General features: G+C 28.1%; 12 protein-coding genes. 1 reads left to right on the top strand and 11 read right to left on the bottom strand.

The window, feature by feature from the left end:
• Window positions 1-153: 153 nt before the first annotated feature.
• From IC213_RS00940 to IC213_RS00915, 6 genes are read right to left on the bottom strand one after another with little or no spacing between them, the layout of a single operon-like run.
• Window positions 154-681, bottom strand: coding sequence for a DivIVA domain-containing protein (locus IC213_RS00940; protein WP_227432447.1), 528 nt, complete (start codon window positions 679-681; stop codon window positions 154-156).
• Window positions 682-715: 34 nt separating this feature from the next.
• Window positions 716-1,501, bottom strand: coding sequence for an RNA-binding protein (locus tag IC213_RS00935; protein WP_227482889.1), 786 nt, complete (start codon window positions 1,499-1,501; stop codon window positions 716-718).
• Between the two features lie 9 nt (window positions 1,502-1,510).
• Window positions 1,511-1,768 (bottom strand): YggT family protein, encoded by a 258-nt coding sequence (locus IC213_RS00930; protein ID WP_054274603.1) that lies wholly within the window; start codon window positions 1,766-1,768, stop codon window positions 1,511-1,513.
• An 18-nt stretch (window positions 1,769-1,786) separates the two neighbouring features.
• Entirely contained in the window at window positions 1,787-2,245 is a 459-nt protein-coding gene (locus IC213_RS00925) for a cell division protein SepF (protein ID WP_227432445.1), read from the bottom strand.
• Between the two features lie 39 nt (window positions 2,246-2,284).
• Window positions 2,285-2,989 carry a YggS family pyridoxal phosphate-dependent enzyme gene (locus tag IC213_RS00920; protein WP_227432444.1) on the bottom strand — a complete coding sequence of 235 codons (705 nt, stop codon included), beginning with the start codon at window positions 2,987-2,989 and terminating at the stop codon, window positions 2,285-2,287.
• A 9-nt stretch (window positions 2,990-2,998) separates the two neighbouring features.
• Window positions 2,999-3,634, bottom strand: a complete 636-nt coding sequence (locus tag IC213_RS00915) for an HlyD family efflux transporter periplasmic adaptor subunit (protein ID WP_227862630.1) — start codon at window positions 3,632-3,634, stop codon at window positions 2,999-3,001.
• Between the two features lie 359 nt (window positions 3,635-3,993).
• Here IC213_RS00915 and IC213_RS00910 point away from each other — a divergent pair, with 359 nt between their 5' ends.
• Window positions 3,994-5,034: a PTS sugar transporter subunit IIC gene (locus IC213_RS00910; RefSeq protein ID WP_227432442.1), complete on the top strand. Its 1,041-nt coding sequence runs from the start codon at window positions 3,994-3,996 to the stop codon at window positions 5,032-5,034.
• A gap of 464 nt (window positions 5,035-5,498) precedes the next feature.
• Here IC213_RS00910 and IC213_RS00905 read toward each other — a convergent pair whose 3' ends face one another.
• From IC213_RS00905 to spoIVA, 5 genes are all read right to left on the bottom strand, one after another.
• Window positions 5,499-6,854 carry a PFL family protein gene (locus IC213_RS00905; protein WP_227432441.1) on the bottom strand — a complete coding sequence of 452 codons (1,356 nt, stop codon included), beginning with the start codon at window positions 6,852-6,854 and terminating at the stop codon, window positions 5,499-5,501.
• Window positions 6,855-6,879: 25 nt separating this feature from the next.
• Window positions 6,880-7,149 carry an ACT domain-containing protein gene (locus IC213_RS00900; RefSeq protein WP_227432440.1) on the bottom strand — a complete coding sequence of 90 codons (270 nt, stop codon included), beginning with the start codon at window positions 7,147-7,149 and terminating at the stop codon, window positions 6,880-6,882.
• 291 nt (window positions 7,150-7,440) lie between these two features.
• On the bottom strand, window positions 7,441-9,417 hold the full coding sequence (locus IC213_RS00895; RefSeq protein ID WP_227862629.1) for a hypothetical protein: 1,977 nt from the start codon (window positions 9,415-9,417) through the stop codon (window positions 7,441-7,443).
• A gap of 66 nt (window positions 9,418-9,483) precedes the next feature.
• Window positions 9,484-11,415, bottom strand: a complete 1,932-nt coding sequence (locus tag IC213_RS00890) for a hypothetical protein (RefSeq protein WP_227862628.1) — start codon at window positions 11,413-11,415, stop codon at window positions 9,484-9,486.
• Between the two features lie 182 nt (window positions 11,416-11,597).
• Window positions 11,598-13,073, bottom strand: a complete 1,476-nt coding sequence (spoIVA, locus tag IC213_RS00885; protein WP_227432437.1) for a stage IV sporulation protein A — start codon at window positions 13,071-13,073, stop codon at window positions 11,598-11,600.
• Window positions 13,074-13,137 lie beyond the last annotated feature (64 nt).

Below are 13,137 nucleotides of genomic sequence, written 5' to 3'. Positions count from 1 at the left end.
GAAATTCTATAACAAATAATTTGAATAGTCAATATATTTTTGAAAAATATAATAATTTATATTTTTCTTACATATTTATCCTATTTTTTGTTTTTGTTATAGTATTCTCAAACTTAAACAATAATTCTACCTAAAATCCAGTAAAATTATTGTTTATTCTAAAGTTGTAGCAGCTTCATCATTACTATAATTATACACTGATGTACCTTCAAATGCATTTACACATTTTTCATCTACATCATAAAAAATCTCATCGACACTTCTTATTTCATCTTCTAACAATGATTTGAATTTATTTCTAAATATCTTAAATTCTTTAACTAAAGCATCGTACTCTTTTCTTATCTCTATAACACGATTATTAGCTTGTTCTATAATTTGTCTAGCCTTTAAATCTGCTTCTTCAACGATTATCTTAGCCTTTTTATTTGCTGCACTACAAGTGTCTTCTGCTGCACTTTGAGCAGTTATTAAAGTAGCTTTTAGTGTTTCTTCAATATTTTCATATTTATTTACTTGATCTTGATATAATCCTAATTTTTCTTTAAGAGCTGTATTCTCTCTACATAGAGATTCATAATCTTCTTTGATAATATCTAAAAACTCATCCACTTCTTCATCTCTATAACCTCTTAAACCTTTTTTAAACTCTTTATTTTCTATCTCAATTGGAGTTAGCATTACATTTCCTCCCAGCTATAATTTTAATTAGTCCTTATACAATTAATTTTGCTTGAACTTTTATTCTTCCTTTTTTAGTAATATCTCCTATTTGTGTTACTTTAGCTCTTCCTTTACCTCTAATAGAAATTAAATCATCATTTTTAATTATTTTAGAAGTTGAAGTTATCTTTTCATAATTGACATGGACTTTTTCTCCATTTATGTATTTTGCACTATCTTGCCTAGATATATTGTAAAGACTACTTATGATACAATCTAACCTATCTGAAGATACTGTAAATGATACTTCTTTATATTTTGAAGAACTATTAACAATATTTTCTCTGGAAATTTCCTTTACAATTACACTATTTCTTGAAACTTTCTCTAAATTTATGATTATAAAATCACAAATATCACTACTTACAACTACTTGACAAAAACTATCATGTATAATTATATCTCCAATTTTGTCTCTTTTTATACCTAGATTCAAAATTGCTCCTAAATAATCTTTATGAGATATACTTTTAAATTTAAAATTTCCTTCTATTTGTAAAAATCTAAGAGTATCTTCTATATCCTCATATTCCATGTAAAATGGATAAATAAATACAGTGCTTCTTTCAGCTTGTTCATAACCTCCATCCACACTGTATTTTATTTCATTAGTAGAATTTAATATATCTACAGCATTTCTCACTTCATATGGATTAAGAAACTCAGTAGACTTAACATCATAGTTTTTTATACAACTATTAGCCTTGTCTATTACTTTAAACATTTTATTTTTCAAGTCTACATCCTTTATGTGATTTGTCAATTTCAATTTGTCCATGTTATCACCTTAGAATATAACCAATACTAATTGTCTTAGGAACATCAATAATACTATTGCAATTAAAGGAGAAAAATCTATCGGCCCATTTGTGTATTTGTACATTATAGACCTGATTGGACCTTCTATTGGCTCTGTAAGATTTTCTAAAATCTCAAAAATTTTGCTTTGTCTTCCATTTGGAAACCAAGTCATCAAGCTTTTTATAACTATCATCCATGCTATTATGTCTAAAAGATAATATAGTGCAATTCTTATTGTTCCCATACATTAACCGCCTTTTTACTATTTATTTTGCCAAGGGAAGAATGCTTTGCTTTCTAATTCTTTTTTCATATTTGCATCTATATCTACATTATTAGGAGCTAGTATAAATATTGACTTAGAAACCTTTTGTATACTTCCATCTAAAACATAAACCGCTCCATTCATAAAATTAAATATAGATTTACGAACTTCAGAATTAGTCAATCCTTCCAAATTCACTATAACTGCCCTTCTTTGTTTTAGATGGTCTGCTATAGTTGCAGCTTCATCATAAACTTTAGGTTCAACTATTACAACTTTCATTTGAGAAGTTGTATGTAAATTTACAATTTTATTTGCTTTTGCAGCACTAAATCCTCCATTTATTTCTTCCTCTTGAACTATATCTTCCATACCACCTTCATATTCATCTTCAACATAATCTTCATCTTCATCAACTATCCAGTTCTTAAATTTAGATATTATTCCATTTGACATTATTAACTTCCTCCTTAGAATTTATTCAGATTTGAGTAATTATTTTTTATTGTAATTTCTTTCTCCAAAGATTGATGTTCCAACTCTAACAATGGTAGCCCCTTCCTCTATAGCAATTTCATAATCGTGACTCATTCCCATTGATAAAACATCCATACCTACATTAGATATGTTTAATTCTTTTATTTGTGTTGATAAATCTTTAAGACCTTTGAATACACCTCTTATTTCATCTTCATCTGCTACAAAAGGTGCCATTGTCATTAGACCTTTTATTTTTATATTTTTATATTTTTCTGACACTTCTTTGACAAAATCTATAACTTCTCCTTTGTCAAGTCCATGTTTAGATTCTTCTTTAGATATATTCACTTGTACTAAGCAATCTATTTCTCTATTTATTTGCTCAGCCCGTTTTTGAATTTCCTCGCATAATGCGACTCTATCTAAAGAATGTATCATACAAACTTTATCTATTATGTACTTAACTTTATTTGTTTGCAAAGTTCCTATTAAGTGCCAATTTAGTTTGTCACCTATAATATCATACTTTCTAGCTAATTCTTGAGGTTTATTTTCACCAACAGAAGTAATTCCTTCTTCCATTGCTTCATTAACTAAATCTACATCAACAGTTTTAGTAACTGCTAAAAGAGTGATTTCTTTACTATCTCTATTTACTTTTTTTGCAGCTTCATCAATTTTACTTCTTATTTCAGATAAATTCTCTTTAACAGAACCCATTATTATCACCTACTTTATCCTTATATTTGTGTTTATTTTGTTAGGTCTTAAAATTATTTTGTCATATAGATTAACACTTTTAACTCCATTTATGTCATTTTTATAATAATCCACAAATACAGAAGATTCATTTTCATAAGTTATCCCTTCTAGTATGACAAATTTTACACTTTGTGATTGTTCATCAATTACATATACACCACGTTTATTGTCTTTTGTTTTTATAGAAGTTTTAGGTATTTTTAAACATTCCATCTGATTATATATTATATCAAATTCTTCGACACTTGTATCCTGATTTCCAATAATTTGGTTACTTATTTTTAATTTTACCATTATTTTATTATTATTTTTATATATTTTGTAAACTTTTGCATCTATTTTTTGTTTGTCATATTCAATTACGACATCTTGATTTTTTTCAAATCTTTTATAATCTTCTTTATCAACATATATTGATAAATAACTACTCTGGTCATTAAAGTCTTTTTCTAGAGTACCTTCCGTACTAATTTTTGCATCGACTACGTCAGATTTTAATACTAATGTATCTACATTCTTACTAATAATCATTACTAAAATATTAAATACTAAATATATAAGAATACCAAGTATCACTAATCTGGTATATTTAACCTTTTTCAAAGACTCTCCCCCTATATAATTTCTTTCATTATAAATACTTCTTCTAAAAAAGGTTTATTCCTTTTTTATATGATAATAATTGTTTTTTTTCATATTAAATTTATTTTTTATCAATCTTCCTATACAAGATTGTATTATTTATATATAATTATATTGTAAAGTATAAGTTTAACTTAGATTTTAAACTTGCTTTATATACCTTTATAGTTATTTTTATTTTTAGATACAATATAAAACCAATTAAAATTTAAAATTACTTTTGTTCTGTTGTCATTAATTAGTTAATTATTTACACATTAGGATAACGTTATCATAAGCAAAAGTTTATGTCCTAAAAAAAATACAAGGAGGATTTTCTTATGTCAGAAATTTTATTAGGAACAGGTTTACTTTTATTGGTTCTATGTTGTTTCACAATTTTTAGTTACAAAGCTCCATATGGTATGAAAGCTATGGGAGCTCTTGCAAGTGCTGCTTGTGCTACTTTCTTAGTCGAGGCATTCAATCTTTCTTTACTTGGCGACGTTTTAGGTATGGAATTTTTTAGAAGTGTTGGAGCCGCTAATGGTAGCCTTGGTGGAGTTGCTGCTGCTATACTTGTGCCATTAGCTCTTGGTGTATCTCCAGTTTATGCTGTTTTAATAGGATTATCATGTTTAGATTTTTCTATATTATCTGGATTCGTTGCTGGATACTTTGTTTCTTTCTTAATTAAGTTTATAGAGAAAAAGGTACCACCTGGAGTGGATTTAGTAGTTGTAATCCTTCTATGTGCACCACTATCTCGTCTTATAGCATCAAATGTAGACCCATTAGTTAATAGTACACTACTACAAATCGGACAAGTTTTAATAGAGGCTACTAATATTAGTCCTATAGTAATGGGAATTATATTAGGAGGCTTAATAACAGTAGTTGGTACATCTCCACTTAGTTCAATGGCGCTTACGTCTATAATTGGTCTTACTGGTCTTCCTATGGCAATAGGAGCATTAGGTGCTTTTGGTTCAGCTTTTATGAACTCAACATTATTTGCAAGATTGAAGTTAGGATCTAAAAAAGATATTATATCTGTTGCTATTGAACCATTGACTCAATCAGACATAATTTCGGCAAATCCAATACCTATATATTGTACTAATTTCTTTGGAGGTGCTTTTTCTGGTATCATTGTAGCTTTGATGGGTCTTGTAAATATGACTCCAGGTACAGCTACACCTGTAGCTGGATTTGCTATAATGTTTGCCTATAATCCAGTTAATCAAGTACTCATAACAGCTGGCTTATGTGCCTTATTTAATGTAGCTGCAGGATTTTTAGGCTCGAAAATATTCAGTACTTTTAAAGTTCTTACTGCTGGTGAAATACGTGGTACTGATGTAGAAAAAGAAATTGCTTAAAAATAATAAGATTTATAAATTAATATTTTAAGTTAATATTTTAAATGATAAAGTTTTATATTGTAGGCAATTTTATTAATTGCAAGCGTTTTATTTTTATATTTATTTATGATTATTATGTGTGTTAAATATTTAGATAGTTTTTTATTTTTTTAATTTACTTTTTATTTAGTTTTTTATTTAGTTGATGTATTAAAAATAAATGTTAGTATAATTTATTACTATTAGATATCATAACTTTTAAGGTACATAAAAAGTTCTATTTAATAATTAGATAATATTAAAAAATAAAAGCGATACATGACCTTTTAAAAAGTCTATGTATCGCTTTGTTGTTATCACAATCTCAACAAAAATTTTAAAATTTATTATTTTAATTATAATCTTTCAATATATAGACTCACATAGACAACTTTAATTCTGTCATATAAATCTTTATTTGAATATTATTATATGTAATGTACTTAGTTTTTAAATGAATGTATAGGAGCTGGAATTCTTCCTCCTCTTTGAGTAAACAGTTCAGATGAATTTTTATTTATAGGCATTACTGGTGCTCGTCCTAAAAGACCTCCAAACTCGACCATATCACCTACATCACATCCTGGTGCTGGTATAATTCTAACTGCTGTAGTCTTATTATTAATCATACCTATTGCTGCTTCATCAGCTATCATAGCTCCAAGTGTACCTGCTGTAGTATCTCCTGGCACAGCTATCATATCAAGACCTACAGAACAAATTGCAGTCATAGCTTCAAGTTTATCTATACTTAAAGCACCCTTAATAACAGCATCAATCATACCTGCATCTTCAGATACTGGTATAAACGCTCCACTGAGTCCTCCAACATGTGAACATGCCATAACTCCACCCTTTTTAACTGCATCATTTAAAAGAGCTAGTGCTGCTGTAGTACCATGAGTACCAACAACTTCAAGTCCCATCTCTTCTAATATATTTGCTACTGAATCTCCAATTGCAGGTGTAGGGGCTAATGATAGGTCTATTATTCCAAATGGAACATCTAGTCTACTAGAAGCTTCTTTCGCTACAAGTTGTCCAACTCTTGTAATTTTAAATGCTGTCTTTTTAACAGTTTCTGCAACAACATCAAATGGCTCTCCTTTTACCTTTTCTAAAGCTCTCTTAACAACACCAGGACCACTTACACCAACATTGATAATTCTATCTGCTTCACCAACACCATGGAATGCTCCTGCCATAAATGGATTATCTTCTACTGCATTACAAAATACTACTAGTTTTGCACAACCAAATCCTTTTGCATCTTTTGTCATTTCTGCAGTTTCTTTTATAATTTCTCCCATTTCTTTTACTGCATCCATATTTATACCACATCGTGTAGAACCTACATTTACTGAAGCACATACCTTATTAGTACTTGCCAAAGCTCTTGGAATTGATTTAATTAATATCTTATCACCTTTTGTATATCCCTTTTGAACCAATGCTGAGAATCCACCAATAAAGTCTATTCCTAAATCCTCTGCTGCTTTATCTAATGTCTGTGCGAATTTCACATAATCTTCTTCATCTGTTGCACCTGCAATAATGGATATTGGAGTTACTGATACTCTTTTATTTACAATTGGAATACCAAATTCACGTTCTATATCCTTACCAACTTTTACTAAGTCTTTAGCAGAATTCATAATTTTATTATATATTTTTTCTCTCGCTTTATCTCCATCAGGGTCTATACAATCTAGTAATGAAATCCCCATAGTTATAGTTCTTATATCTAACTGTTCTTCATCTATCATCTTGATTGTTTCAAGTATATTTCCTACATTCACTGTTATCACCTCCCCTTACTATTTACTACAGATTATGCATTGAATTAAAGATTTCTTCTCTTTGAATTTTTACATCTACTGATAATTTCTTTCCTCTTTCAATTAAATCTTCAACCGTTTGCTCAAAAGAATTTAATGCTTTTTCTAAATCAACTACCATAATCATTGTAAAATATTCTTGAAGTATTTTTTGTGAAATATCTACTATATTAATATTTTGCTTGTATAGCTCATCACTAATTCCTGCTACTATACCTGGTTTATCCTTTCCAATCACTGTTAAAATTGCTCTCATAATAATATCCTCCCTTATTTTTTTATAAATCTTACATTTTTACAAATTGAACTAGTTGCTAACATATATTTCATTTATTTGTTGGTAAATCACTTTTTATGTATATATTTAATATATTTTAATACCTATATATTCATTTGTCAATTTTTTTTCAATATTCTATTATTTTTATACTATTTAACCAAACTGTATATTATATATCATTTTATTAATAGTTATATATAGTTTTCATAATAATGAAAGGCATTACTTAGTAGCTTTATAATTTACTAAATAATACCTTTTTAAAAATTATTTTTTTATTTGTATGAATTCTATTACATTTTTTCTTACACTTGGATTTACAGCTAATATAGAAACAATCATAGTTGGAGTTAATATACAAAGTAAAAAGAAAATCTCTCTATTTAAATTATATTTTTTAAATATAGATTTAAGATTCTCATTGTCATTTGCTATTTCATCATAATTATTTACTCCTGATTTTTCATTGTTTATTTCTTTATTTCCGTTTACAAAAGCCTCTCCATAAGAGAAATATTGATTATTATTGCTAAATACTGATTTCTGTTTTAAATTATAATTGCTATCATCTTCTATCATTAAATTTTTACTATTAAATTTATTTTTATACTCATAATCATTTTCTTTATCAGCATTTATATCAGTATTTTCTTTATTATTTTGATGATTTTTATTATCGACACCACCAGCACTTGGTCCTATGTTATCTTCTGAATCATTTGGTTTTCCTCCATTAGAATCATTATTTTCATTACTACCATTGTCAGTATTTTCTTTATTTTCATTATTATCTTCTTCTTTATTTTTATTGTTATTACCCTCATTTTCACTACTGCCATCTCTATCTGGGTCATCTCTACCACCACCTCCACGATCACCTCCATCTATAATAACGTCTCGGTCATCTTCTGGTGTCATCTGACCATTGCCTCCACCCATCACAAATCCTGGTTTTAAAAATATATTTGAATATCCGTCCCTTAATCCACCTTCTACATTTACTCTAAAACATCTCAATTTAAAATCTTCAAAATCAAGTATAGTTTGGTTACTAATATAATTTAATTCTTTGCTTACCCAATTTATACCATCATCAGAATATTCTACAAATACCTTCTTGGCATTATATGGCATACTGTAATCTAAAATAGCTGAATAACCCTTTTTTGAGTTTATAAAAGATACTTCTAAATCGTTTATAGGTCCTTTATTTGTAACATGAACATATAAAATAGGCGCAACATTATGATTTAGCACTATATTATTTTCATTTAGATATTCTTCTTTAAATTTTCCTTTTATCACGAACTCTGCATTTTTATTTAAATCAGTATAGTAATTTGATAAATACCAGTCCACATCTAACCTTTTAAACTTTCCACTAGAAGTTTTTAAAGTTACAGTTTGAGGAAATTTTAAATCTTCTATTTTATCTTCTTTTGTTATCATGATTTCCTCTTCAAAGACTCCAATACCTCTGCAATTACACCTTATAATATTATAATCATCATCTTGAGGTATATCTGGCATTATTGTATTTTGCTCTCCTATAATATAGACATTCTTGATCTCTGATACAATTGACTGTCCTTTTTTATTGTTACTTCTTAACCCTAAACTTTGCTGTTTATTATCATCATTGACAATTACTGAAGTATCCTCTATTTCGACTTCTCCCTTAGAATAAATTCCTATAGCATTTTCTCCATCAACTTCAATCGTTTTACAGTCTACTCTAACATTATTTTCCGAATAAATTCCTATAGCGTTTTCTCCACTTGCTTTTATGTTTCCAACCTCACCATAATATGTATCTATAATTAAATCAGCTTCTTCTTCTGCATACAAAGCAGTTCCATTTAAAGCAGTTATATTATCTATCCCTATCCTTAGCTTTCCTCCTCGTTCTACATGAATTACACCGTCTGTTTCACCTTCTCCAATTATATTTAATTCATTCCCATTGATAAAAAAGTTCCCTTTATCTTTTATGAGTATTTTATACTTATTGGTATCTATTGTAATCTTAGTTCCATATGGAATACTAAGTTCAAAATAACCATCTATTACCATATCACAAGAAAGAGTGTAAACTATTTTTTTATTATTATATTCATTTTTCAAAATCCAACTTTTAAAATCATTCAGACAATTATTTTCTTGGGAAAAACTCTTATTTGGGAAAAGTGCAAAAATCATAATTAACAAATTTATAAGAATAAAAGCTTTGTTTGTTTTGCTCATATTTTTCTCCTACTAATTCTCTTATCAAATAAAATTGAGTTATTTTAAACAATTTTACTTATTTTACTATTTAAATTTTATAAATTTATTTATATACTTTATGATACCAGGATTTACTGCTATTATTGAACATAGCATGCTTAAAACTACAATTCCAATTCCAATGATGATTCCACTATTAAAATTTTGAGTTTTATTCTGTGATTGAGAAGGAGAGTCTAATTTATCATTAAACTTACCTACTTCAGAAGTATCTTCTCGATTTAAGGCATTATCGTCATTAAATGTATTTTGAGGAGATTTATAATTTTCATTATGACTTTCTGTTAATATTTCCTTTAAACTACTTTCAATTTTATTTTTCATGATTAAATCATTACTCTTAAAGTTTTTGTCTTGATTATTAATGTTTTTGTTTGTTTCATTCTCTGTCTTAATATCTTTTTCATCTGACTTATCATTTTTTTCATCTTGCTGAAGTTTATTGTCTTTTTCTTCATCATTAGATTCTGTATCTTTATTAGAATCTTCAGGTCTTTGCTTATCAATAGCTTCATTCTCATTATTGTCATTTGTATCTCCAATAATCTCAGAATCTTCTCTATCTGGTTCATCTCTACCGCCACCACCACGGTCTCCATCAATATCATCATTTTCCCGTTCATCATCTGGTGTCTCTTGGCTATCGCCACCTCCCGTTATAAATCCTGGTTTAAAAACTATATTTGAATACCCTTCTTTTAATCCTCCTTCCACTCTTACTCTAAAACAACGCAGCTTAAAATCTTCAAAGAAAAGTATAGCTTGGTCTCTAATATCCTCCTGTTCTTCAGATATCCAATTTATTCCGTCACTTGAATATTCAACAAAAACTTTACTTGCACTATATGGCATGTCATAATACAAAGCAGCTACATATCCATTTCTTGTATTTTGAAATTCCAATTCCAAATTATCTATTGGTTTTTTCTCTATAACAGATATATTCAAAATAGGAACAACATCATCATTTATTATAATTTTTTCTTTATTTAATGTTTCTGTTTTAAACTTTCCTGTTATACTAAAATTTTCTTCTTTTTTTAGCTTTTTATAATAATCAGTAAAATCCCATTCTACATCTATATCTATTTGATTACTACTAGATGTTTCTAATACCATATCTTTGGGAAATTTTATATTTTCTATTTTATCATCTTTACTTACTTTTATTTCTTCACTAAATACATTAATTCCCCTATGACAACATTTTACAATATTATATCCAGAATCTTCAGATATGGCTGGTATAAACTCATTATAACTATCAATTATATAAATATTTTTACTTTTTGATACAATTGATTTAACAGTTTTATCTGAACTTCTTAATAATCTAGTTTTGTTGTCATTATCATAAGCTCTTACTGATGTACTTTCCAACTCAATATCACCTTTACAATATACTCCTACAGCATTTTTCCCTCTTACCTCTATATCCTTATATGGCACTCTAATGTCATTTTCAGAATAAATTCCTATAGCATTATTTCCATTTGCCCTTATATTTCCAATACTTTCATAGTATGAACTAAATCTTAAATAACCTCCTTCTTCAATATATAAAGCAGTTCCGTTGGTAGCAATTATATTATCTATACCTATATTTAATCTTCCTCCTTTTTCTACATGTATTACTCCATCTTCTCCACCCTCTCCTACTATATTCAATTCATTTTCTTGAATTATAAAATTCCCTTGGTCTTTTATTAAAATTTTATATTTATTAGTATCTATTGTGAGTTTAGCTTCATCTGGAGTGAAAAACCTATATTCTTCATCTATCACCATATCACAAGAAAGAGTGTAGACCATCTCTCCAGTATTGTTTTTATTTTCTTGATACCATATTTTAAAATCTTCAAGGCAATTATCCTCTTGTCCAAAGACTTTATGTGGAAAACTTATAAAACATAAAAATATTATATTTACAAAAATAAATATCTCATACTTTCTCATACTACACCTCTAGAATTTTTTTAGCTTAAAACAGCCTTGTCTAAAAATATACTTTACTCATTATAATTTTTCCACAATTATCAATTATTGTCAATTTATATAAAAATTTTTATTGATTTTTATAAATAAAAAGCTACTTGTTAAAGTAAACAAATATTTTACTTTAACAAGTAGCTATATTTTTATAACAAAATAGTTATGATATTAGAACTTCCTTCATTTACAATTTTTTGTAGAGTCTTTTGCATCTTGACTCTTATTTCCTCTGGCATAGTATACAATTTACTTTGAAGCTGTTCTTTTACTAAATCATGAAGTGACTTCCCAAACATATTTGATTCCCATAAATCTGCTGGTTGCTCTTCAAATACCTCCATAAGATATTTTATCATCTCCTCACCTTGATTTTGATTTCCAACTATAGGAGAAACTTCTGTAGATATATCTGCTTTTATAATGTGAAGTGATGGTGCATTAGCTTTTAACTTAATACCATACTGTTTTCCTTGTTTCATTATTTCTGGTTCTTCCAAGCTAAGTTCTTCTAAAGAAGGGGCTACTACTCCATATCCTTTTATCTTAGCATCTATTAAAGCGCTTTCTATCTTATCATACTCATTTTTAACTTTAGATAGTCTAGTTATCAGGCTAAGTAATTGATAATCCCCTTCAATTTTAAATCCACTTTTTTCTTCAAGGACATTATAGAATAAATCTTGCTTTGTTTGTAAGTCAATGTTTATGACACCTTCCCCTAACTCTACATGGTCAACACCTGTATCATCTAAAAAATCTAACTCAGAGAAACCTTGCATAATTCCTTCTATATCTCTTATTTTACCTATATCTATAATGCTCTGTTTTAATGTTGTTATTATACTACTTTTTATCCAGTGATTTCTCTCAAGACCTTCCACCCATTTAGGTAAGTTTATTCTTATTTCTGTAAGTGGGAAATCATATAGTACAGTTTCCATAACTTCTTCTATATCCTCATCTTCCATTTCAACTATATTCATTGGAAGGACTGGAACTTCATATTTTTCCTCTAATTCATTTCTAAGCAGACTTGTTTCTTCACTTCTAGGACTTAACGTATTTAAAACTACAGCAAATGGTTTTTTAAGATTTTTTAATTCTTGTATAACTCTCTCTTCTGGCTCTACATAGCTTTTTCTATCAATACCAGTAACTGAGCCATCTGTCAAGACAACTATTCCTATTGTAGAATGGTCTTTTATAACTTTTTTAGTCCCTATCTCTGCTGCTTTCTCAAATGTCATAGCTTCTTGTGACCAAGGAGTGGATACTAATCTTTGCTTTCCACCTTCCTCATGACCTAAAGCTCCTTCAACTATGTATCCAACACAATCTACCATTCTCACTTTTAAAGATACTGTGTCTTTTATTTTAATTTCTACACCATCTGCTGGTACAAATTTTGGCTCTACTGTCATTATAGTTTTGCCTGAACCACTTTGAGGTATCTCATCTCTTGTTCTATCTTTTTTGAACTCATTGTCTATATTTGGGATAACCAACTTTTCCATAAACTTTCTTATAAAAGTTGATTTTCCTGTTCTTACAGGCCCCACTACTCCAATATATATATCCCCCTGAGTCCTTTTGGATATATCTTCGTATATGTTATTATTCATATTATTCCTCCTATACATCTAATCTTATTAAATTATATTTAGATTTCGAGGTTAATATTCTTAA

Source organism: Clostridioides sp. ES-S-0049-02 (assembly GCF_020658465.1).
Taxonomy (GTDB): Bacteria; Bacillota; Clostridia; order Peptostreptococcales; family Peptostreptococcaceae; genus Clostridioides.
Note: the sequence above shows the minus strand (reverse complement) of the source record. Positions and strands in the feature narration are given on the sequence as shown.